This is a genomic window from Pseudomonas sp. NFR16, from assembly GCF_900108875.1.
In the GTDB taxonomy this organism is placed as follows: Bacteria; Pseudomonadota; Gammaproteobacteria; order Pseudomonadales; family Pseudomonadaceae; genus Aquipseudomonas.
In genome coordinates, this window is sequence record NZ_FNYJ01000003.1 from 396,315 (window position 1) to 418,651 (window position 22,337).

Below are 22,337 nucleotides of genomic sequence, written 5' to 3' on the forward strand. Positions count from 1 at the left end.
ATGCTCGCCTTGTGCAAGGATCATGGCGCCAGTACCATTACCGCTCTCTTTTTCCGGCAGGAGCGGTTTGCATGATTGCGGGCAGTATGGTGGCACTGGTCACACCTATGGATGCACAGGGTCGTCTTGACTGGGACAGCCTGAGCAAACTGGTGGACTTTCACCTCAAAGAGGGCACCAACGCCATTGTTGCCGTCGGCACCACAGGTGAATCCGCGACGCTGGACGTCAATGAGCACATTGAAGTCATTCGCCGCGTGGTTCAGCAGGTCGCAGGCCGCATTCCGGTCATCGCCGGCACAGGCGCCAATTCCACCCGCGAGGCGGTCGAGCTGACCACCAATGCCAAGAACGCCGGTGCCGATGCCTGCCTGCTGGTCACGCCGTACTACAACAAGCCGACCCAGGAAGGCTTGTACCAGCATTTCAAGCACATCGCCGAAGCCGTCGACATTCCTCAGATCCTCTACAACGTGCCAGGCCGTACGGCGTGCGACATGTCCGCAGAGACCGTCATCCGTCTGTCCAAAGTCAAGAACATCATCGCCATCAAGGAAGCCACCGGTGACCTGCAGCGCGCCAAGGACATCCTGGCGGGCGTGAGCAGCGACTTCCTCGTCTACTCCGGCGACGACGCCACTGCGGTCGAACTGATCCTGCTCGGCGGCAAGGGCAACATTTCAGTCACCGCCAACGTTGCCCCGCGTGACATGGCCGAACTGTGCAAGGCCGCGATGGCTGGCGACGCCGCCACAGCCCGTGCGATCCATGAAAAACTGATGCCGCTGAACAAGAATCTGTTCATCGAATCGAACCCTATTCCCGTGAAATGGGCCCTGCATGAGATGGGTTTGATGCCGGACGGTATCCGTCTGCCGCTCACCTGGCTCAGCGAGTCCTGCCACGAGCCGCTGCGTCAGGCCCTGCGCCAGTCCGGTGTATTGGTTTAATGAGGAAGCACTACGCAATGAAGCGACTGGCCGGACTTTCCGCACTAGCCCTGATTATCTCCAGCACCAGCGGTTGCAGCTGGCTGTTTGGTCAGGATGGCTACTTCCGCGATCGCAGCAGCGATTACCTGGAAGCCACCCAGAAACCACCGATGCAACTGCCTGAAGGCGTCCAGGAAGCCAAACGTCTGGACCCGCTGCTGCCGATCCCGCGCAACGTGGCCGACGATACCCAGAAGGGCGAGTTCAACGTGCCGCGTCCGCAGCCGTTGTCCACCGTTCAGGATTCGGGCGACTACACGCTGCAGAAGAGCGGCGACAATCGCTGGATCCTGGCCCAGCGTGCGCCTGCCGAAGTCTGGCCGGTCGCGCATCAGTATTTTGAGGACAACGGTTTCCGCATCGCTGAAGATCGTCCGCAGACCGGTGAATTCAAGACCACCTGGCAGCGTGCGGACGAGCTGTCTGCAGCAGTCGCCAAGCGCATGGGCGACACCGCCGGCAATGAAACCCGCGTGCGTGTCCGCATCGAGCCGGGCGTGCAGCGCAACACCAGTGAAATCTACGTCGTCAGCGTTCAGCGCCCGGCAGGCAGCAACGACGAACCCGAGTTCCCGTCGCGCACCACCAATGTCGGCCTGGATTCGGTCCTGACCGACGACATGCTGGCGAGCCTGACCCGGACTGCCGAAAAAGGCGGCTCGGTGTCGTTGCTGGCCGCTCGCGATTTCGACACGCCAAGCCGCGTTTCCCTCAGCGAAGACGGCAGCGGCAACCCGGTCCTGAACCTGGGCGCCGACCTGGATCGCGCCTGGTCGAGCGTCGGTCGTGCGCTGAATCAGGGTGACTGGCGCGTCGAGGACATCAACCGCAGTCTGGGTCTGTACTACATCAACCTGGCGGAAAAGGCTGACAAGCCCGAGAACAAGCCTGGCTTCTTTGGCCGCATGTTCGGCAGCGAAGAGACCAAGGAAGAGAAGGAAGCCCGCGCCGAGCGTTATCAGGTCCGCCTGAGCAAGGTCGGTGAGAACGTCCAGGTGACTGTCGAGAAGAACATCAATACCGTGGCGCCGACCGACATCGCTCGCCGCGTATTGAGCGTCATTCAAGACAACCTCGGTTAAGTGCGTTTCGCGGTTCTGGGCAGCGGCAGTCGGGGTAACGGCACGCTGGTAGCCAGTCATGACACCTACGTGCTGGTCGACTGCGGTTTCTCCTTGCGCGAAACCGAGCGGCGACTGGAGCGGCTGGGTGTCAGCGGCCATCAACTGAGCGCCATTCTGGTGACCCACGAACATGCCGATCATGTGCATGGCGTGGGTTTGCTGTCTCGGCGCTACGACGTTCCGGTGTACTTGAGCGATGGCACGCTGCGAGGCATGCGCAAGCCGGTCGAGGCGGGTTTCAGGCTCACCGGCGGTCAAGGGCTGGAGATCGGCGGGCTGAGTATCGATGTGGTTTCGGTGGCCCACGATGCGCTGGAGCCCACGCAGTTCGTCTTCAATGACGGCCGCCGCCGCTTTGGTCTGCTGACCGATCTGGGGTCGTACTGTCCGTCGGTGCTCGACAGCTACAGGGGGCTCGATGCCCTTATGATCGAGTCCAATCACTGTCGCGACTTGCTGGCCCGAGGTGCTTATCCATATTTCCTGAAACAGCGCGTTGGCGGGGAATACGGACATTTGAACAATCACCAGGCGGCCAGTCTGGTGAGCGAGCTGGGATGGCAAGACCTGCAGCATCTGGTGCTGGCCCATCTGAGCAGCAAGAACAACCTGCCGCATCTGGCCCGGCAATGTTTCGTCGACACCCTTGGGTGCGACCCGGACTGGCTACAATTGGCCGATCAAGATTCAGGGCTCGACTGGCGCGAAATCGCCTAGCGTCCCAAAAGGGGCGTCTAGCCCAACTATTTAGCAAGCGGAGCCCATCATGGAAAAACGTGAAGAACTCTACCGCGGCAAAGCCAAATCGGTTTACAAGACCGACGACGCTGACCGCTTGATCCTGCTGTTTCGTAACGACACCTCGGCGTTCGACGGCAAGCGCATCGAACAGCTCGACCGCAAGGGCATGGTGAACAACAAGTTCAACGCGTTCATCATGCAGAAACTCGAAGCTGCCGGTATCCCGACCCAGTTCGACAAACTGCTGGCCGACAACGAAGTGCTGGTCAAGAAACTCGACATGATCCCTGTCGAGTGCGTCGTGCGTAACTACGCCGCCGGCAGTCTGGTCAAGCGTCTGGGCGTGGAAGAGGGCATGAAGCTCAATCCGTACACGTTTGAACTGTTCCTGAAGGACGACGCCAAGGGCGACCCGTTCATCAACGAATCCCACGTCGTAGCGTTCGGCTGGGGTACTGCCGAGCAACTGGCGCGCATGAAAGAGCTGTCGCTGAAGGTCAACGACGTCCTGAGCAAGCTGTTCGACGACGCTGGCCTGCTGCTGGTCGATTTCAAGCTCGAGTTCGGCGTGTTCAGCGACGGCTCTATCGTCCTGGGCGACGAGTTCAGCCCGGACGGCTGCCGCCTGTGGGACAAGGACACCAAGAAAAAAATGGACAAGGACCGCTTCCGTCAGGGCCTCGGCGATGTCATCGAAGCCTACGAAGAAGTCGCCCGGCGCCTCGGCGTACCGCTCTGAGGCGGGAAATGCCGCAAGCATCTGAAAGAACGCGAAAAAATCCTCAAAAAGGGTTCGCGTTCTTCGTCTGAGCTGTTATGATGCGCGCCGTTGGAGAGATGCCGGAGTGGCCGAACGGGACGGATTCGAAATCCGTTGTACTGGCGACAGTACCTAGGGTTCAAATCCCTATCTCTCCGCCATTACAAATAAAGCCCCAGAAGTTATGCTTCTGGGGCTTTTTTGTTTCTGCTGGAGCATGTTGATGGATCTCGAGAAGGTTTTGACGCGTCTGCTGGAGTTTGTCCCTGAGGCGTTGGCCGCATACGTGTTCGGCAGTTACGCCAGCGGCGACTTTCAGGCTCATAGCGACCTCGACATCTCGGTTCTGTTGCCCGGCAAGGGCGATCCGTTGAAGCTTTGGCAGGTGGCCGGCGAGTTGGCCGAGGTTGCTGGCGTGCCGGTAGACCTGGTTGATCTCGGCGCGGCCTCTACCGTCATGCAATATCAGATCATCACCACGGGTCGGCAGTTGTGGGCCAGAGATACGTCCGTCGGGCTGTTCGAGGCGTTCGTATTGAGCGAGAAAACCTCATTGGACACGGCACGCGCCGGTCTGCTGGGCGAAATCAGGGAGAATGGGGTGATTCATGGCCGATGATGTATTGATCAACAAGGCGGCAACCATCGAACGTGGCGTGCAACGGGCGCGTGAGGAATATGAAAAGGACCCTACGAGTCTCGACCGACTTTACCTGGCAGGATGCCGCCATTCTGGATATACAGCGCGCCTGTGAGGCAGCGCTGGACATGGGGCAGCATCTTGTCCGCCGGGAGCGTCTTGGGGTTCCGCAGAGCGCTCGCGATGTCTTCGATCTGTTTAACCGTGGTGGCTGGCTCGAGGCATCACTGCTTGTCGTCATGAAGAACATGGTGGGGTTCCGGAACATCGCCGTTCACGAATACCAGACCCTCCAACTGCCCATCACAGTCGCCATCATCACTCAGCACCTTGACGATTTCACCCGCTTCACCCGCGCGATTCTTCTAAAGGATCTTCGCTGATCACTTCTTCCCAGCGTACCTCGCCCAGGCCGGATCGTTTTGCGTGTCTGACCAGGGTCACGAGCTCGTCCTGCCCCGCGGGGGCATTGTGCAGCACGCCGATGCCTGCATGCAGGCACGCGTAATGCCAGGCATCCGCCTCGCTCATGTCGTGGTCTGGCTGCAGAAAGTCTGACGGCTTTCCGTTGATGCAGTAGTGAATTCGGTAAACCCTCAGGACTCGCATTGATCTCTCCATTTGATATCAATGCGACTTCACTGGCCTATCGCCAGTTCCATAAAGCGTCGGGTTTTCGAAGGTTAGTTTCTGGCGCCAGAAATGACGCCTGCCTGTGTTGCAAAACCTATTGAACTCGGCCACGACGGCGGTGTTTTACAAGAGGTAATCGACCAATTCGGCGGGCGTGGTGATGCAGAAGTCATGCGTATTTCAAATGGGTTTGCTGATGGCTTTTTCGCTGTGTGCGATGGCCGACGATGATCTCTCGAGCTTGGACGATCGTTATGTTGCTCGCTGTAAATGGGGCCGTAGTGTCGCGGGACTGGCTCAGGAGAACATGCTGTCGGGCCATTCTCGCCGGGATTTTCTGGTGAGCTTTGATAATGTCGCTCATCCGGAGCCTTGGATGCCTCGGATGACGAGGGCAATTGGCGACAACGTGTACAAAACCAGATCCGACCAGCCTGTTTCGGTGGTTCAGGAACGCTACATGAGTGACTGCCTTCAGTATTACCTCGCGAAATAAAATCGTGCGCGGCATGTGGCGTTTACCGAGTGACCGCCAGGTGCCGTGCGTTTCCAGCTGACAACGGTTTCACTGTTCAACCTCCTTTTCTCTGGCCATCATTTCGCAATCGGGGCAGTGACAAAATGTCGCAATCGCCCTCAGACGAGTAAGATAGGCACCCTGATTTTCACCTCCCCATTTCTTCGGACGGATCCTGCGTCGAGTGTCGTGCAATACCGACCTCCGGGGCATCCTTTCGATCACGAATTGATAGAGCAAACAGAGAAAAGGCGATCACTGAAAATGACCAAGACCTCGCGACCTTTATACATTTCCTACGCAGGCCCTTCGTTGCTGGAAATGCCGCTGCTCAACAAGGGCAGCGCATTCACGCCGCAGGAGCGTATCGATTTCAATCTGGTCGGCCTCTTGCCGCAGAACGTTGAGACCATCGAAGAGCAAGTAACTCGCGTCTACAACCAGTACCAGCAGTGCGCAAGTGATCTGGACAAGCACATTTATCTGCGTTCGATCCAGGACAACAACGAGACACTGTTCTTCCGCCTGCTGGATTCGCATCTGGACGAGATGCTGCCGATCATCTACACCCCGACCGTGGGCCAGGCGTGTCAGGAATTCTCCAAGATCTACCGCACTCACCGCGGTCTGTTCATTTCGTACCCCGAGCGTGACCGCATCGATGACATCCTGCGCAGCGCCACAAAAGATCGCATCAAGATCATCGTTGTGACCGACAGCGAACGTATTCTGGGTCTGGGCGATCAGGGCATCGGCGGCATGGGCATCCCGATCGGCAAATTGTCGCTGTACACTGCGTGCGGTGGTATCAGCCCGGCGTACACGCTGCCGATCGTGCTGGATGTGGGCACCAACAACCAAGAGCTGCTGGACGACCCGATGTACATGGGCTGGCGCCACCAGCGCGTGACCGGCAAGGAGTATGACGACTTCATCGCGCTGTTCATTGAGGCTGTTCAGCGTCGCTGGCCGGATGTGTTGCTGCAGTTCGAAGACTTCGCCCAGACCAACGCCATGCCGTTGCTGGAGAAGTACCGCGACGAGCTGTGCTGCTTCAACGACGACATCCAGGGCACTGCATCGGTGGCGGTGGGCACGTTGCTCGCCGCTTGCAAGGCCAAGAACGAGACCTTGGGTCAGCAGCGCGTGGTGTTCCTGGGCGCGGGTTCGGCAGGCTGTGGCATTGCGGAACACATCATCGCCGCGATGGTGATTGAAGGCCTCAGCGAAGCCGAAGCGCGCAAACGCGTGATGATGGTCGATCGTTTCGGCCTGCTCACCGACAGCATGGACAACCTGCTGGACTTCCAGAAAAATCTGGCACAAAAGGCGACAGATGTTGCCGGCTGGTCGAGCGGCGAAGGCTACCCGGGCCTGTTGGAAGTGGTCAGCCACGGCAAGCCGACGGTGCTGATCGGTGTGTCGGGTCAGCGTGGTCTGTTCACCGAAGAAGTCATCCGCGAAATGCACAAGCACTGTGCCAAGCCGCTGGTGATGCCACTGTCCAACCCGACCTCGAAAGTGGAGGTCACCCCGCAGGAAGTGCTGACCTGGACCAACGGCGATGCACTCGTCGCCACCGGTAGTCCGTTTGCGCCGGTGACGGTGGGCGATCGCACGTTCCACATCGCACAGTGCAACAACTCCTACATCTTCCCTGGCATCGGTCTGGGCGTGGTCGCGGCGAAAGCCACGCGCATCACCGACAAAATGCTGATGGCAGCGTCCAACGCGCTGGCCGAATGCTCGCCGATGGTGACCGGTAAAGGTGACGCCGTCTTACCACCGCTCAAGGAAATCCAGCAGGTCAGCAAGAAGATCGCACTGGCCGTGGCCAAGCAGGCGCAGGCTGAAGGCATGGCGCTGGAAACCACCGAGGAGATGCTGGTGGAAGCGATCGAGCGCAATTTCTGGATGCCGAACTACCGCAGCTACCGTCGCAGCGCCGTATAAGCGGCCCTGACTCGCGGGCGCATTGAGCGTGCGCTGAAAGATTTACGACGTATCGAGAGACCGCCCATGGCAACATGCGGCGGTCTTTTGTTTTGTCACGAAAGACTTCAGGATGACCCTTCGATAACAACAAAAACATCGATGAGGGACTCATGCAGACGGACAGTGTGCTGTACGACTACATCATTGTTGGCGCAGGCCCGGCCGGGTGTCTGCTGGCCAATCGACTGTCACAGAATCCATCCCGTCGCGTATTGCTGCTCGAGGCCGGTGGCCAGGACAACTATGCCTGGATACATGTGCCGGTTGGCTACCTTTACTGCATCGGCAACCCGCGCACCGACTGGTGCTTCAAGACCGAAGCCGAACCAGGTCTGGGCGGGCGGGCATTGAACTACCCGCGAGGCAAAGTGTTGGGCGGCTGCTCGTCGATCAACGGGATGATCTACATGCGTGGCCAGGCGCGGGATTACGACGAGTGGGCGGCGCAGGGCAACAAGGGTTGGGGATGGCAGGATGTGCTGCCGGTCTTCAAGCGTTCGGAAAACCATTACGCCGGCGGCTCTGACGTGCATGGTGCGCAAGGCGAGTGGCGCGTCGAGCAGCAGCGCCTGTCCTGGGCATTGCTGGACGCCTTCCGCGAGGCGGCGGCGCAGACCGGCATTCCCTCGATTCCCGACTTCAATGGCGGCGACAACGAAGGTTGCAGCTACTTTCAGGTGAATCAGCGCCGCGGTGTGCGCTGGAACGCGTCCAAGGCGTTTTTGCGGCCGGTCCTGCAACGGCCCAACCTGACTGTGCTCACTGGCGCCGAAGTGTCGCGCATCGAATTCGACAAGGGCCGCGCCAGCGCTGTGGTCGCCAGCATCGGCAAGCAACTGCGCACGATGCGAAGCCGTCGAGAGATCATTTTGTGCTGCGGATCGATCGGATCGCCGATGGTGCTGCAGCGGTCAGGCATCGGCCCGCGCGCCTTGCTGGAAAAGTTGGGCATCGACGTTCGCCTCGAGTTGCCCGGCGTCGGCGCGAATCTTCAGGACCACCTGCAATTGCGGCTGATCTACAAGGTCAGCAACGGCCACACCCTCAATCAGATGGCGGGCAGTCTGTGGGGCAAGATGAACATGGGTCTGCGCTACGCGCTCAACCGCAGCGGACCGCTGGCAATGGCGCCGAGTCAGTTGGGCGCCTTCGCCCGCTCCGGGCCGGAGCAGGCCACGGCTAACCTTGAATACCACGTGCAGCCATTGTCCCTGGAACGCTTCGGCGAGCCACTGCATGGATTCCCGGCGTTCACGGCGTCCGTGTGCGACCTGCGTCCACAGAGCCGCGGCACCGTGGAAATCCGTTCCGCGCTGGCCGATGCGGCGCCTGTGATCCGCCCGCGTTACCTGAGCCACGAAACCGACTTGAAGGTTGCCGCGGATGCGATTCGCCTTACTCGCCGCATTGCTTGCGCGCCCGCTCTGGCGAGCTTCGAGCCCGTTGAATACCTGCCCGGCGTCACGTTGCAGACTGACGAGCAGTTGCGCGAGGCCGCCAGCCTCATCGGCACCACCATCTTTCACCCGGTGGGCACCTGCAAAATGGGGCAGGGGCGCGACGCGGTCGTCGACGAACGTCTGCGCGTGCACGGCGTGCCGGGCTTGCGAGTGGTTGATGCGTCGATCATGCCGACAATTACATCGGGCAACACCTGCTCACCCACAGTGATGATTGCCGAAAAAGCCGCGCAGATGATCATCGAGGATGCGCTGACCGACGAGCATACCGTGTCGGCGGGCATGTCCGCTGCACCTGAACGGCCCGCCCATTCCCTGTAGTCGCCGATCCGTCGCCGGGCGATGCGGCCTTCGTTTTCTGCGCGCTCGGCGGGCAGCTATCGATGCCCGCCACGGCGCCCGACCCTGAGTGCGAACTGTTCGCCCTTAAAAGAACCTTCACGCTCGAAAGAATGTTCAACCGCACCATTTGTTCTCATTCTTTTCACAAAAAATTGATGGCTCGCTGCCTAAAGTTTGCAACGTCGAAAGAGCCTTATTTGTGCGTTCGACGTTCTCACTTCACCTAAAGCAGATTCCCATGCTCAACGTAAAAGCTGTCCGTCCCGAGCGCGTGACCGTGCTCGCCAGTGTCTTTTTGTTGGTCGCTTTTAACCTGACACTCTGGCAGCACCTGTTTTCCATTACCGACGTTAACGGTAAGGGACTCTTGTTGCGCGGCGCTTTTGCAGTCATGGTTTTCTGTGCCTTCAATATATTTTTGACCCTGTTTGCGTTTAAAAGAGTATTAAAACCGGTATTGATTGCTTTATTCATGATCAGTGCAGGCGTCACTTATTTCATGAGCCAATATGGCGTGCTGATTGATTCGGGCATGTTTCGTAACTTTGCCGAGACCAATGCGACCGAAGTGCGTGACCTGCTGTCGCTGAAGTTTGGGGCGTACCTGCTGATTCTCGGCGTGTTACCGTCGATCGTCATCTACAGACTGCCGGTCAATTACCGCCGCTGGCCCCGCGAGCTGGTCAGCAAGGCCCTGGTCACCGTCGTGTGCGCCGGTGTGATCGGTGGCGTCGCGCTGATGAACTATCAGGGGCTTTCTTCGCTGTTTCGCAACCACCATGAACTGCGCTTGATGGTCGTGCCAAGCAACTACATCGGCGCGTCCATCGGCTACCTCGGGGAGCAGGTGAAGTCCGCTCAGCGTCCTTTCGTCAGTATCGGTCAGGATGCGACACTGGCCAGCGACTGGCAGGACCACAAGCGCAAGTCTTTGACGGTGCTGGTCGTTGGTGAAAGTGCCCGCGCCGAGAACTTCGGTATTCTGGGGTATCACCGCGATACGACGCCGGAATTGAAGAAAGAACGTGGCTTGCTGACGTTCACCGATGTGCACTCCTGCGGTACTGAAACGGCCGTCTCGGTGCCTTGCATGTTTTCCAACATGGGCCGCAAGGATTACGATGCCAGTGCCGCAAAGAATGAAGAGGGCATGCTCGATGTGCTCAAACGCGCCGGTCTGGACGTCGTCTGGCGCGACAACCAGTCGGGCTGCAAAGGCACCTGCGATCGCGTGACGCTGCAGGACGTCAGTAACCTGAAAGACCCGGTGTTGTGTTCGAACAATGAATGCCGCGATGAAATCCTTTTGCAGGGCTTACAGAGTTTCATCGACAACCTGAGCAAAGACACCGTACTCGTGTTGCACCAGATGGGCAGCCATGGTCCTGAATACTTCAAGCGCTACCCTAAAGAGTTCGAGAAGTTTACGCCGGTGTGTGAAAGTAACGCGCTGAACAACTGCACGCGAGAAAGTATCGTCAATGGCTACGACAATACGCTGTTGTACACCGATCACGTATTGGCGTCCCTGATCGACATCTTGCGCACCAATCAGAATAAAGTGGACACAGCGATGGTGTATCTTTCCGATCACGGCGAGTCGCTGGGCGAGTACAATCTGTTTCTGCATGGCACACCTTACATGCTGGCGCCTGACCAACAAAAACATGTGCCAATGATTGCCTGGTTCTCTGATAGTTATCAGCAGTCCTTTGCCGTTAATACCCACTGCTTGCAGCAAGAACGCGACACCCCGCTGAGTCAAGACAACTTGTTTCACTCGATGCTGGGCCTGTTGAAGGTGAATACCCGCGTCTACAACCCGGCGCTGGATATGTTTGCCGGCTGCCGGGGGATCTATACGGATGGGGTACTGGCCAATGAATGACCAGGCGCGCGATCCCTCCCGAATGCAACACGGTGAACGCCCATCCGAGCCTGGACTGGCCCGCCGTCTGAGTCTGTGGCGCAACGCGCAAATGGCCCGTCGTGCCCTGCGCGACGCCGGTGAGCCGGGGCTGGTGCTTGACCTGCCGGCCGGTTCCGGGCGTTTCTGGCCGGTGCTCGCCGAGCATGCCAATCGCGTGATTCTGGCTGCGGACCCATCTGTGGACACGCTGCAAAGGGCCGAAGCGCAGTCTTCGGACGAGGTGCGCAAGCGCGTGCGAACCTTTCAGAGCTCGGCTTTTGCCATTGATCTTTCGGCGAACGCTGTCGACTGCATCTTTTGCATGCGGCTGTTCCATCACTTGGCCGACGGCGATAAACGCGCCGAGGTGCTCGAAGAGTTTCACCGAGTGACGCGTGATACGGCCATCGTTTCGATGTGGGTCGATGGCAACCTCAAAGCCTGGCGGCGTAACCGTCAGCAGCGAAGTCGGAACGATGTGGCGGGTGGTCCACGCAATCGGTTCGTTGTGTGCCGCAGCGAAATAGAATCAGAGTTCGCGCGGGCAGGTTTCCAGATTGTCGACCATCACGATTTCGTTCCCGGCTATGGTCTGCGACGCGTCTACATCCTGCGCAAGCAGGGTGGATGATCCGATGGGCGGTCGTCATTACGCCCTCGATCGGGAAACATCGAACATGAAGTTGTTCGAGACTTGCAGGACGGATGCGCGGTAAACGCTTTCAGCGATATATACTGCGCGCCATTCTTCAAGGGAGAGCCGTGTGGCCATCGATATTCACTGGATTCGCGACGACGACAGCCTCGCCCAACATTGCGCACGGTGGCAGACGCTGCCGTTTGTAGCGCTCGACACCGAATTCATGCGCGTCGACACCTTCTATCCTATTGCCGGCCTGTTGCAGATCGGCGATGGTTCGCGTGCCTTTCTGATTGACCCGTTGCTGATCCACGAGTGGAAACCGCTTGCCGATCTGCTGGAAAATTCTGACGTCATCAAAGTGCTTCATGCCTGCAGCGAGGACTTGGAGGTGCTCCTGCGCCTGACCGGCAGCTTGCCGGCGCCCTTATTCGATACTCAGCTGGCCGCTGCCTACCTGAACCTCGGGTTCTCCATGGGTTATTCGCGTCTGGTGCAGGAAGTGCTCAACATTGAGCTGCCTAAGGGGGAGACCCGTTCAGACTGGCTGCAGCGTCCGCTGTCGGACACTCAGATCAGCTATGCCGCCGAAGACGCCGTACATCTGGCCGAGGTCTACAGCGTTCTGCGCCCGCGCCTGTCCGAAGAAAAGTACGCCTGGGTGCTGGAGGACGGCGCTGAGCTGGTCGCCAATCTGCGCCGCGAAACCGATCCTTATCAGGTTTACCGCGAGGCCAAGCTGGCGTGGAAGCTGTCCCGGGCGCAGCTGGCAGTGCTGCGTGAACTGTGCGCCTGGCGTGAACAGCAGGCGCGCCTGCGTAATCAACCGCGCAACCGGGTGCTGCGCGAACAGTCGCTGTGGCCGCTGGCCAAGACCCAGCCGGATAATCTCGCCGCGCTGGCAAAAATTGAAGACATGCATCCCAAGACCGTGCGTCAGGATGGCGAGTTTCTGCTCGACCTGATCAAGAAAGCCGGCAGCGTGTCACCCGATCTGTGGCCGCCCGCTTTGCCCGAGCCGCTGCCGATCGAAGCTTCGAATGTACTCGAGAGCCTGCGCGCCATTGGCCAGCAGCAAGCCGAACGCCTGGACATGGCGCCGGAGCTGATGCTGCGCAAAAAGACCCTCGAAGCATTGCTCAAGACCGGTTTCCCTGACGGTCCCTATCAACTGCCCGATTCGCTGCGTGGCTGGCGCCGCGAATTGATGGGTCAGATGCTGCTCGACAGCCTGGCCAATGCCGGAGAACAGCCTTGAAACGTATTTGCTCCATCTACCGCAGCCCGCGCAAGAACGAAATGTACCTCTACGTGCTCAAGAGCGATGCGCTAGAGCGCGTTCCGGTCGAGTTGCTGAGCGCTTTCGGCAAGCCGCAGCACGCTTTCGATCTGGTCCTGACGCCTGAGCGCACCCTGGCCCGCGAAGACATTCACACGGTACTGGCCAACCTCGAGAAGCAGGGTTATCACCTGCAGATGCCGCCGGCCGAGGACGAGTACATCGAGCACTTGCCCGAAGAGTTATTGCGTCGCAACGACCCTGTCTGAATGATTTCGACCCTGCAATCCATCGCAGGGGTACACCGGACCGCAAGCGTGGCGCGACCTGGCTGCCATTTATCAACAAGCCAGCCGGTCTCGCATCGCGCGGTCGCATGTCCTGTTTATTCGAGTTTTAATCCATGCGCGTTCTGATCGCCGAACACGATTACGTTATTTACACCGAACTGCTGCGCAAAGCCGCTCCCGAGATCGAAGTCCTGAGCAGCGGCGACTCTGCCGAACTGTCGAAAATGGCCGCCCAGACGCCGATCTGGCTGGGGCAGCCTGATCTGCTGGCCAATCTGCTGCGCCAGGGCCACAAGCCACAATGGCTGCAGTCGACATGGGCAGGGATCACGCCGCTGCTGGCGGCCGGCCTGAATCGCGATTACCGGCTTACTCGCGCCGTCGGTATTTTCGGGCAGGTCATGGCTGAGTTCGTGCTGACCTACATGCTGATTCACGAGCGCGAAGTGTTGGCGCGTCTGGTCAGTCAGGTCGAGCGCAAATGGGATGATCGTCCGAGCCAGAGTCTGGCGGGGCGCAAGGCGCTGATCGTTGGCACTGGCGATGTCGGTGTCAGCGTCGCCCGGTTTCTGCAGCCCTTCGGCGTCGAAGTCTACGGTGTAGCGTCCAGCGCCCGGACTCAGGCGCCGTTCATCGAAGTCGGCACGCTGAGCGATCTGCCGCGGCTGGTGGGGCAGGTCGACTTCGTCGTCAACCTGCTGCCGAACACGCCGCAGACTCACGACGTCTACGACGCCAGCCTGTTCAGTCAATTCAAGCCCTCGGCGCTGTTCATCAACGTCGGGCGAGGCGTAGCGGTGGTCGATGCCGATCTGGTCAATGCGCTGAAGGAAGGTCATCTGGCGGGCGCCGTGATCGACGTGTGCCGTCAGGAACCGCTGCCGCAACGTCACCCGTTCTGGACGGCGTGGGGTCTGCTGCTCACGGGCCACAGCTCCGGGCCCACCTCGCCGGTGGCGATGACCCGGTTATTCGTCGAGAACCTCAAGGCCTACGGGGCAGGCGAAGCACTGCGCGGCGAGGTGGATTTCGTGAAAGGCTATTGATGCGTGACGGGCTGTCGCTGGTCGGTCGGGTCCGGACAGACGCGCGGCTGTGTCTGCCCGGACGTCGTCTTACAGCGTGAAATCCCCTTCAGCGGCCAGCTCGGCCAGCGGGCGGCGTGGGCTCGGGGTTTCGCGTGCTTGCAAGTACTCGGCGAGCGTTGCCTTGTCTCCCAGTTTGCCGATCGCCACTGCGGCGTGCAGCGCGTAGCCTTCGGGGATTTTCAGTTCCTTGCGGGTCAGTTCCTGATCGAAACCGGCCATGCCGTGGGTGTGCCAGCCGCTCAGGCTTGCTTGCAACGCCAAGTGGCCCCATGCCGATCCGGTGTCGAAAGTATGCCAGAGCGCGGGCGATTCTTCGCTGGCGCCGGGCGCTGTGAAAGTGGTCTTGGAAATAATGATCACCAGCGCCGACGCGTGCTGCGCCCAGCCGCGGTTGAACTCGTTGAGCAGGCCAAGGAAACGCTCCCAGTTCGGGGTGTCGCGTCGGGCGTACAGAAAGCGCCACGGTTGCGAGTTATACGCCGATGGCGCCCAGCGCGCGGCTTCGAAGAAGCTCAGCAAGGTTTCCTGCGGGATGCTTTCACCGGTAAAGGCACGAGGCGACCAGCGATCGGTGAACTGCGGGTGGATGGCGTAATCGGCAACGCGTGGGTTGGCGCTCATGAATGTCTGATCCTGAAGGGTTAAGTAAACCGCCAGCCGTTGGACAGCCGGGGTGAATAACAATCAGATGGGCCGTTGACGGCAGGCATCGTCGAAACCGAGGTGATGCGTGATCACGGGCTTTGCACAGAGCCGGTGAGGGCCTAAAGCTACTGTGCCGAAGGGCGGCTGACAAGCCTGCGCCCTGTTTCCTGCGCCGCTGGTGGGACCGACAGTCGCCAAGGCTTGGCCCGGCTGCGATGTGGCTCTAGACTGGCGACCTTTTCATCGCCCGAAAGCAGTTCTCGCAGCCATCATGACCGCAAAAGCCGAACCGTTCTGGACACGCAAAACTCTCGCTCAACTCGATCCGGTCGAGTGGGAGTCGCTGTGTGACGGCTGTGGATTGTGCTGCCTGCAAAAGCTTGAGGACGAGGACGACGGCAGCGTCTACTACACGCGCATCGCCTGCAAACTGCTGGATCTGCAGACGTGCCAGTGCACCGATTACCCGAATCGCCGCACATGGGTCCCGGACTGCATTCAGTTGACGCCGGGTCAGGCCGATGAATTCAAATGGCTGCCCCCGACCTGTGGCTATCGTCTGGTCAGCGAAGGCAAAGATTTGCCGCGTTGGCACCATCTGGTGTGCGGTGACCGCGAGCAGGTTCACAAAGAAGGGATTTCCCAATCAGGGCGCATGCTCAGTGAAAAGAGCGTGGCAGAGGACGACTGGGAGGATTATCTGATTTTCCGCGCGGGTTGATCCTGACGCATCGCCTGGCAGAAGCGCCAGCGGTTGTGTCCGAAGCGTAAACCTCGGACAAGCACCGCTGACGCTTGGCTGACCCGGACGCTGCGCCTGGCAGCCAGCGCGGCGACCGCTCGTCAGCTTGACTCAGACGCCTTTTGGCCCTTTGACGGCATCGACGCTCTGAACCACGGCTTCTTCCGCCGCGACTTCGGCTTTAGTCTTGAGTTTGCTCAGCTCGGCACCGGCTTCGTGGATCCGGGCGCGGGCCACGTCCATTTCACTGCGACTTTTCTCCAGCAGCGCCTTGGCTGAGCAATGGCCGGTGATGCCTCGCGCCAGCACCGCACCGCCAATGGCCAACTGCACCAGACCGAAAATCCCGCCTCGGCGCAGGCCTTTGCCCATCATCAGCACACCACCGGCCAGCGAGCCAATTCGCTCCCAGCCCTGGACGTTCTGTTGTGGGTAATCATGCAAAGGACGTTCGATGCGTTCAATGATCGGGGTGTCGCTCATGATGCGTTCTCCATGAAGAGTAAGGTCCTTAAAGCTGACTGTCACAAACACGAACTGTTCAATGCGTTGTCATCACCTGCCGATCAGGTGCGATCGGTTTCCCGGCCAAACTTCGGACCGGAGCGAGTGTTGTTGCCTTTGGCCATGCGGTCGTAAAGCACCACGTTGACCGTAGCAGCCAGGTTCATGCAGCCGGTCGTCGGGATGTACACGACGTCCTCGCACCAGTCGCGAATCTCTTTATCCAGCGAACCGTCTTCAGGGCCGAAGATGTACAACGCGCGATCAGGGTGGGTGTACTCGGGCAGCGCCCGTGCGCCGTCCACCAGTTCGACGGCGACGGGCACGCAGCCCAGCGGGATGATCTTTTTCAGGTCGTCGATGCCGATCAGCGGAATGTCCTGATGGATTTTCTTGGTGTCGGTCACGAAGTCCCGCGCCCGCTCGTAGCGTTTGCCGGTGTAGAACACCGATGCCACGCCGTAACAACCTGCCGCGCGCATCACCGAACCGACGTTTTCCGCGGATTTAGGGTTGAACAAGCCGATGCAGGCATAGCGTTTGTTGGCCACGGAGAAGGGTGCTCTTGAGAGAAAGCGCGGGATTATACGGGAAGGCGGGGCTCAGCGAACGCGTGGGAGCGCGCTCGCCGGCGATTGTCCAGATCAGGCGACAACCTTTTATCGGCTGAACGAACGCATCGCGGGGCAGCGCCCTGCGACAGGTTCATTCATCCTTTTTCATCAGACCGGCCAGGGCGGCGAACGGGTTGTGGGTCGCTTTGGCGGCCTTGGGCGTGCTCAGCGAGCTGTCGGAAAAGTACTGCTGGTCCGTGTAACGAGAGTGCTCGTTGTCGTGGCAATACAGGCAGAGCAATTCCCAGTTGGAGCCGTCCTGAGGGTTGTTGTCATGGTTGTGATCGCGATGATGGACGGTCAGCTCGCTCAGGCGCTTGCCGGAAAACTCCCGCGCGCAGCGGCCGCAGACGTGCGGGTACATGCGCAGGGCTTTGTCGCGATAGCCCATTTCGCGATCGCGCTGGGCGTCGGCAAGGATGCGGTCCAGCTTGGACGTGGGGGTCGGCGTTCCCGAACTCATGGTGTCACCTGTTTCGTGTGCATTGGCAATGGGGGAATTCTAGCGCTTTGCTGCGGGCTCAGCCTTTGACTTTTTCTGCGATCCAGATCGTGTGGCGCGTGCCTTTGTTGCCGTGGGCGTAGACCTTGACCTCTTCGGCCTTGAATCCGGCCTTGCGCAGCTTCTCGCTGAAGGCGGCATCAGCGCTGGCCGACCACACCGCGAGCACGCCTTTAGGGCGCAAGGCACTGGCGCAAGCGGCAAGGCCACCGGCCGAGTACAGCCAACTGTTGGACTTCTGCGTCAGGCCTTCGGGACCGTTGTCGACGTCGAGCATGATGGCGTCGAAGCCCTGGGGCTCGCTTTTCAGCACCTGCGCGACGTCCTGGACGAGCACCTTCGCGCGTGGGTCCTGCAATGGATTGCCGGATTTCGCACCCAAGGCACCGCGGTTCCACTCGACCACGCCGGGCACCAGTTCGGCGACGACCACTTCGCCATTCTTGCCCAGATGCTTGAGGGCCGAGGCCAGTGTGAAGCCCATGCCAAGACCGCCGATCAGCACTCGAGGGTTGGGCCGCGACGCGACTTTGGTACAGGGTATCTGCGCCAGCGCGTCCTCGGAGCCGTGCATGCGCGTGTTCATCAGCTGGCCACCGTCGCCGCCCTGAATCTTGATCACGAAATCCTCGCCGTATTCGAACAGGCACAGGGCGCCGCCGTTATCGGGGATCGGAGTGGTGTCGAGCAGAACGAAACGTTTCATGGAGAACTCATGGGAAGGCCGGGCGCACGCGTTAATTTGTCTGAGCATGATGCGTTGCGCAGGAGTAGCCTGAGCGGAACAACGAACATTGGCAGTGGAGGCCAACGATGAAGTGCTCCATTCTAGCGGCGATTGTCTTGACGATGCTCGGTGCGTCGCAGGTTTATGCCGAAAATCTGCAGCCGATCCTCAACGTACCTGAGCCCATTTCCGCGACGGCCGGCTCACCCGGAACCGCCACGCCGACGCCTTACCCGCAAGTCACACCGCCGTCGGTGCCGCGCGCGGGAGGGCAGGGCAACCCACCGTTGTTGCCGAAGATTCCCCAGCCTGGACCGCCAAAAGAGGACGAGCCGCTGCCGAGGTTGCCGCCGCCGGCCAAGCCGAGTCCCTGAAAGCCGTGGCGCTTTGCTAACGTCTGGCGGGAGCGAGTGTGTTTGTCAGGGCAGTGTTGCAGCCAGCGCAGAGGTTGTGAAGGTGCCAGCCTCTCGCGGGCAAGTGCGCTCCTACAAGGTAGTGCGGCGCCGACGGGTATCGAGCCAGACCACAAAACGTGTGGGAGCGAGCTTGCTCGCGATGGCTGACTTCCAGACGCTCCAATTCCACAGCATGCATCGACCTCTTCCCGGCTGAAGCCGGTTCTACAGACGCTGCAAGCTTTTCGTAGGACCGGCTTCAGCCGGGAAAGCGTCGGGCGTCACGCCGTTGATCGAGGGGCCGTTAAAAACAGCGAGCTCACCCCTGCAGGGATTTACGGGCGTTTCTGAATTCTCCGGCCAGACAGACTCAAGACTGGCGCGTCATTCCTGATGCGCCAACACCTGTCCGTCCATCATCCGCAGACGCTTCGACATGGCGACCGCAATCGCGCGGATGATCTTCGCGGCGACCTTGGGCGCGTCGTTAAGCATCTTGTCGAGTGAGTCCTTGCCCAGATTCAGCAGATAGCAGGGCGAGGCGGCAATGCAACTGGCCGAACGTCGTTCGCCGTCGAGGACGGCCATTTCACCGAACGCCCGACCGCTGCGCAAGATCGCGGTTTCCACCGGCTTGCCGTCGCCGTTGAGCTTCTGCACCGACACCGTGCCCGAGTGGATGATGCACATGAACGTGCCCGCGTCGCCTTCGTTGAAGATGGCTTCGCCTTTGTCGATGCTGCTGATGCTGAAGTAGCCCGCGGCGGCGGAAAAGTCGGCGGGGCTCAGTGCCAGGAAGAGACCGCAATCCATCAGCATTTCGCGAATTTCGTTGTTCAGTGACGACGGTGTTGGCATGGCAGGTTCTTGATGAGTGTCTTGATGAAGAAGCGTTTGCTTACATGAAAACGGCTCCCGGACTACACACTGTCCGGGATATGCCTGATATGACAAAGGGCCGCGAGGGAGTTCCTCAGGCCAGATGCAATACCTTGAAGATAAACCCGTATTCGAGCGCCACGTCACGCAATCCCTGATAGCGGCCGCTCATGCCGCCGTGCCCGGCGCCCAGTTCGGTCTTGAGCAGGAGCAGATGGTCATCGGTCTTGCAGTCACGCAATTTTGCCACCCACTTGGCCGCTTCCCAATACTGCACCCGACTGTCGTTATAGCCGGCGATCACCAGCATCGCCGGGTAATCTTGCGCCGTGACGTTTTCGTATGGCGCGTACGCCTTGATGCGCTGGTAGACATCGGCCTCCTGCGGGTTGCCCCACTCGTCGTATTCGGTGACGGTGAGCGGCAGTTCGGGGTCGAGCATGGTATTCAGCACGTCGACGAACGGCACCTCGGCGATCGCCGCCTTGAACAGCTCAGGTCGCTGATTGACCACTGCACCGATCAACAGGCCGCCCGCGCTGCCGCCGCTGATCACCAATTGCTCGGCGCTCGTCAGCTGCTCGGCGATCAAGTGCTCGGCACAGGCGATGAAGTCGCTAAAGGTATTGGCCTTGTGCTCTTGCTTGCCGTTGCGATACCAGGCCTCGCCCAGTTCGCCGCCGCCTCGCACATGGGCAATGGCAAACGCAACGCCGCGATCCAGCAGGCTCAGGCGTGCATGAGAGAACCACGGATCGAGACTCTCGCCATAGGCGCCGTATCCGTAGAGGTAAAGCGGAACCGTCTGACCCACCAGCTCACGTTTGACCACAAGGCTGATCGGCACTTGCGTCCCATCGGCGGCGGTGGCCCACAGGCGCTGGCTGACGTAGGCATCGGCATCGAAGACGCCGAGTACCGGCGTCTGCTTAAGCACGGTCTGCTCGCCGGTTGCCAGGGTCAATTGACGCACCTGTGGCGGACGGTTGAGGGATTGATAGCGCAGGCGGATCTTGTCGCTCTCGAATTCAAGAGTGTCCTGCACATAAAGGTTGTAGGCCGCATCCGGCAGTTGCACGCGATAAGCCGGCAGGCCTTGCGGGTGAACTTCGACGATGGGCAAACCGCCTTCGCGCAGGCTCAGGGTCAGACCTTTGGCATTGAGGCTGAAGCCGTCGAGCATGACTGACTCACTGTGCGGCACGAGCGTCTGCCAGTCGTTGCGTCCTGGCACGCCGGCCGATCTTTCGGGCGCCTGGAACAGCGCGAAATTGATGCCCGCCTGGTTGCTGCGGATCAGCCAGCTCCACGCACCGTCGACCAGACCGTGGTCCACCGAATATTCGTGGCCTTCGCTGCGCGGGGCCATGCAGACGAACGCCTGCTCCGGCTTGCTCGCGTCCAGCACCCAGGCCTCGCTGGTGGTCTTGCTGTCCAGCGCCAGCACCAGCTGACGTTCGGAACTGCTGCGATAGCAATGCAGAAAGAAGCGCCCGTCCGGCTCGTTGAACACCAGATCGGCAAAATCATTGCCCAGCGTGTGGCGGTACAGCTTGTGCGGACGATGAGTGTCATCCAGTTCGCCGAAGAACAGCGTGCGGCTGTCGTTGGCCCACGTCATGCTGCCGTCGCAGTCCTCGAACGGCAGGCCGATGACATCACCGCTGCTCAGCTCCTTGACGTACAGCTGATAGACCTCTTCGCCGCTGGTGTCCAGGCTGTAGGCCAGACGTTGATGGTCCGGACTGATGCTGAACGTGCCCAGTGAAAAGAAGCCGCCATTGGCCAGTGCATTGGGGTCGAGCAACAGCTCTTCGGCGCTTTCATCGACCGTCTGCGAGTCGTCGGCCGGGCGCGGGCAGCGATAATGGCGTGCGTACTCGTCGCCTTCGGTGGTGCGGGTGTAATACAGATACGGGCCCCATGGCGAAGGCAGCGACAGGTCGGTTTCGAGAATGCGCCCTTTGATTTCCTGGAACAGCGCTTCACGCAGCGCCTGCTGATCGGCCAGTTGCTGCTCCTGATAGTCGTTCTCGGCCTTGAGGTAGTCGAGCACCTCATCGGTATCGCGGTTCTGCAGCCAGGCATACGGATCGGCACCGTCGGCCTTGCGGGCAACCGGGGCGCTCAGGGTGTTATGGGAAGATGGCATGCGGGGCTCTCTCAAGTGGGGTCGGCCGGTGCGGAACGCGGCGCGAGGACGCTGCAGCCCGATAACTGAAGCCGGGGAAGCTAGGCGTGCGAAAAGTCGTTATCATAAGCGCCTCTTTACCTGCCTTACCACGGACGTCATGACCGACAACGACTATCTGATTGCCTGGGGCCTTTACGCATTCGCTGCGTTGGGTTGTCTGTTGGTGTGGTTCAAGCTGACCGGCTGGATGTGGCGCTACCTGCGCGAACCTTTGCGCGTGATCGGCGCTGTGCTGCTGTTCTGCCCGACTGTCATCGATCCGGTCAAAGAACGTTACGCTCCGGCGCTGGCGATCAGCGTGCTGGACCTGGCCTTGAAGGTCGGCAATATCGTCTGGCAAGCGGTTCTTGATCTGGCCACTTATGGCGCAATCGCGCTGGGACTCTATGTCATTTTCGCGCTGATTCGCCTGCCGTTTCTGCGCAAGAAAAAGGCCCGTCAGGCACACGCCGAAGCCGCGGCTGCCCAAGCGGCTGCCGAACAGAAGCAGCAGGATGAACGGTATGCCGCAGAAGGCAACGGGCGGTATGCCACCGAGCCGAGCGCACCGGCCAGTCAGCCTGCAGTCGGCAATAATGGCGGACGCTATCGAGTCGAACCCAAACTGTAATGCTGCGCGGCACCGTTATGCCGCTTCTGCACGATCCATCCGTCGAAATCGCGCGTTGGTTGCCAGATCCCCGTTTTTGCAGGCAGCGCGCTTCTGTAGGGCCATGCGCCGTTGA

At 60.0% G+C, this 22,337-nt stretch carries 24 protein-coding genes, 1 tRNA gene and 1 pseudogene; 18 read left to right on the top strand and 8 right to left on the bottom strand.

Features of this window, described 5'->3' with window-relative positions; translation table 11 throughout:
- Positions 1-71: 71 nt before the first annotated feature.
- From dapA to BMZ10_RS14825, 7 genes and pseudogenes are all read left to right on the top strand, one after another.
- Positions 72-950: a 4-hydroxy-tetrahydrodipicolinate synthase gene (gene dapA / locus BMZ10_RS14795; protein ID WP_093463532.1), complete on the top strand. Its 879-nt coding sequence runs from the start codon at positions 72-74 to the stop codon at positions 948-950.
- A 17-nt stretch (positions 951-967) separates the two neighbouring features.
- On the top strand, positions 968-2,074 hold the full coding sequence (bamC, locus tag BMZ10_RS14800; protein ID WP_093463534.1) for an outer membrane protein assembly factor BamC: 1,107 nt from the start codon (positions 968-970) through the stop codon (positions 2,072-2,074).
- Positions 2,075-2,833, top strand: a complete 759-nt coding sequence (locus BMZ10_RS14805; RefSeq protein ID WP_093463536.1) for an MBL fold metallo-hydrolase — start codon at positions 2,075-2,077, stop codon at positions 2,831-2,833.
- Between the two features lie 49 nt (positions 2,834-2,882).
- The gene (gene purC, locus BMZ10_RS14810) at positions 2,883-3,596 is read left to right on the top strand and encodes a phosphoribosylaminoimidazolesuccinocarboxamide synthase (RefSeq protein WP_093463539.1); all 714 of its coding nucleotides are present in this window, start codon (positions 2,883-2,885) and stop codon (positions 3,594-3,596) included.
- Positions 3,597-3,688: 92 nt separating this feature from the next.
- Positions 3,689-3,778: transfer RNA gene (locus BMZ10_RS14815), tRNA-Ser, on the top strand.
- A 62-nt stretch (positions 3,779-3,840) separates the two neighbouring features.
- Positions 3,841-4,236, top strand: a complete 396-nt coding sequence (locus BMZ10_RS14820; RefSeq protein ID WP_093463542.1) for a type VII toxin-antitoxin system MntA family adenylyltransferase antitoxin — start codon at positions 3,841-3,843, stop codon at positions 4,234-4,236.
- Positions 4,226-4,640 (top strand): annotated as a pseudogene (locus tag BMZ10_RS14825) (DUF86 domain-containing protein). Before BMZ10_RS14820 ends, BMZ10_RS14825 begins: the two are co-directional and overlap by 11 nt.
- Here BMZ10_RS14825 and BMZ10_RS14830 read toward each other — a convergent pair.
- Positions 4,606-4,878 carry a DUF6555 family protein gene (locus BMZ10_RS14830; protein ID WP_371265972.1) on the bottom strand — a complete coding sequence of 91 codons (273 nt, stop codon included), beginning with the start codon at positions 4,876-4,878 and terminating at the stop codon, positions 4,606-4,608. The pseudogene BMZ10_RS14825 and the gene BMZ10_RS14830 sit on opposite strands and share 35 nt — an antisense overlap.
- A gap of 196 nt (positions 4,879-5,074) precedes the next feature.
- Between BMZ10_RS14830 and BMZ10_RS14835 the strand changes: the two genes are divergently transcribed.
- The 8 genes from BMZ10_RS14835 (at position 5,075) to BMZ10_RS14870 (ending at position 14,368) form a co-directional block, all read left to right on the top strand.
- Entirely contained in the window at positions 5,075-5,386 is a 312-nt protein-coding gene (locus BMZ10_RS14835) for a hypothetical protein (RefSeq protein ID WP_143070292.1), read from the top strand.
- Positions 5,387-5,671: 285 nt separating this feature from the next.
- On the top strand, positions 5,672-7,360 hold the full coding sequence (locus BMZ10_RS14840; protein WP_093463550.1) for an NAD-dependent malic enzyme: 1,689 nt from the start codon (positions 5,672-5,674) through the stop codon (positions 7,358-7,360).
- A 152-nt stretch (positions 7,361-7,512) separates the two neighbouring features.
- Complete coding sequence (locus BMZ10_RS14845) at positions 7,513-9,183, top strand: GMC family oxidoreductase (protein ID WP_093463553.1); 1,671 nt, start codon at positions 7,513-7,515, stop codon at positions 9,181-9,183.
- 259 nt (positions 9,184-9,442) lie between these two features.
- The gene (locus tag BMZ10_RS14850; protein ID WP_093463556.1) at positions 9,443-11,092 is read left to right on the top strand and encodes a phosphoethanolamine transferase; all 1,650 of its coding nucleotides are present in this window, start codon (positions 9,443-9,445) and stop codon (positions 11,090-11,092) included.
- A gap of 22 nt (positions 11,093-11,114) precedes the next feature.
- A complete protein-coding gene (locus tag BMZ10_RS14855) occupies positions 11,115-11,744 on the top strand; it encodes a class I SAM-dependent methyltransferase (RefSeq protein ID WP_093463559.1) in 630 nt (209 codons plus the stop codon).
- 133 nt (positions 11,745-11,877) lie between these two features.
- On the top strand, positions 11,878-13,011 hold the full coding sequence (rnd, locus tag BMZ10_RS14860; protein ID WP_093463562.1) for a ribonuclease D: 1,134 nt from the start codon (positions 11,878-11,880) through the stop codon (positions 13,009-13,011).
- The gene (locus BMZ10_RS14865) at positions 13,008-13,301 is read left to right on the top strand and encodes a YcgL domain-containing protein (protein ID WP_093463565.1); all 294 of its coding nucleotides are present in this window, start codon (positions 13,008-13,010) and stop codon (positions 13,299-13,301) included. Before rnd ends, BMZ10_RS14865 begins: the two co-directional genes overlap by 4 nt.
- Positions 13,302-13,435: 134 nt before the next feature.
- Positions 13,436-14,368: a D-2-hydroxyacid dehydrogenase gene (locus tag BMZ10_RS14870; protein ID WP_093463568.1), complete on the top strand. Its 933-nt coding sequence runs from the start codon at positions 13,436-13,438 to the stop codon at positions 14,366-14,368.
- Between the two features lie 69 nt (positions 14,369-14,437).
- Here BMZ10_RS14870 and BMZ10_RS14875 read toward each other — a convergent pair whose 3' ends face one another.
- Positions 14,438-15,031, bottom strand: a complete 594-nt coding sequence (locus BMZ10_RS14875; RefSeq protein WP_093463571.1) for a nitroreductase family protein — start codon at positions 15,029-15,031, stop codon at positions 14,438-14,440.
- Positions 15,032-15,326: 295 nt separating this feature from the next.
- Between BMZ10_RS14875 and BMZ10_RS14880 the strand changes: the two genes are divergently transcribed.
- Positions 15,327-15,776: a YcgN family cysteine cluster protein gene (locus BMZ10_RS14880; protein ID WP_093463574.1), complete on the top strand. Its 450-nt coding sequence runs from the start codon at positions 15,327-15,329 to the stop codon at positions 15,774-15,776.
- Positions 15,777-15,908: 132 nt separating this feature from the next.
- Here BMZ10_RS14880 and BMZ10_RS14885 read toward each other — a convergent pair whose 3' ends face one another.
- From BMZ10_RS14885 to BMZ10_RS14900, 4 genes are all read right to left on the bottom strand, one after another.
- A complete protein-coding gene (locus BMZ10_RS14885) occupies positions 15,909-16,280 on the bottom strand; it encodes a YgaP family membrane protein (RefSeq protein ID WP_093463577.1) in 372 nt (123 codons plus the stop codon).
- An 83-nt stretch (positions 16,281-16,363) separates the two neighbouring features.
- Positions 16,364-16,852 carry an RNA methyltransferase gene (locus BMZ10_RS14890; RefSeq protein WP_093463580.1) on the bottom strand — a complete coding sequence of 163 codons (489 nt, stop codon included), beginning with the start codon at positions 16,850-16,852 and terminating at the stop codon, positions 16,364-16,366.
- A gap of 154 nt (positions 16,853-17,006) precedes the next feature.
- Entirely contained in the window at positions 17,007-17,378 is a 372-nt protein-coding gene (locus BMZ10_RS14895) for a YajD family HNH nuclease (protein WP_093463583.1), read from the bottom strand.
- Between the two features lie 58 nt (positions 17,379-17,436).
- Positions 17,437-18,123: a spermidine synthase gene (locus BMZ10_RS14900; RefSeq protein ID WP_093463586.1), complete on the bottom strand. Its 687-nt coding sequence runs from the start codon at positions 18,121-18,123 to the stop codon at positions 17,437-17,439.
- 107 nt (positions 18,124-18,230) lie between these two features.
- Here BMZ10_RS14900 and BMZ10_RS14905 point away from each other — a divergent pair, with 107 nt between their 5' ends.
- A complete protein-coding gene (locus BMZ10_RS14905) occupies positions 18,231-18,518 on the top strand; it encodes a hypothetical protein (RefSeq protein ID WP_093463589.1) in 288 nt (95 codons plus the stop codon).
- A gap of 405 nt (positions 18,519-18,923) precedes the next feature.
- Here the strand turns inward: BMZ10_RS14905 and BMZ10_RS14910 are convergent, their stop codons facing one another.
- Both BMZ10_RS14910 and BMZ10_RS14915 read right to left on the bottom strand, forming a co-directional pair.
- Complete coding sequence (locus BMZ10_RS14910) at positions 18,924-19,397, bottom strand: Crp/Fnr family transcriptional regulator (protein WP_093463592.1); 474 nt, start codon at positions 19,395-19,397, stop codon at positions 18,924-18,926.
- 115 nt (positions 19,398-19,512) lie between these two features.
- A complete protein-coding gene (locus BMZ10_RS14915) occupies positions 19,513-21,570 on the bottom strand; it encodes a S9 family peptidase (RefSeq protein ID WP_093463595.1) in 2,058 nt (685 codons plus the stop codon).
- A 139-nt stretch (positions 21,571-21,709) separates the two neighbouring features.
- Between BMZ10_RS14915 and BMZ10_RS14920 the strand changes: the two genes are divergently transcribed.
- On the top strand, positions 21,710-22,222 hold the full coding sequence (locus tag BMZ10_RS14920) for an MFS transporter (RefSeq protein ID WP_093463598.1): 513 nt from the start codon (positions 21,710-21,712) through the stop codon (positions 22,220-22,222).
- Positions 22,223-22,337: the final 115 nt, after the last annotated feature.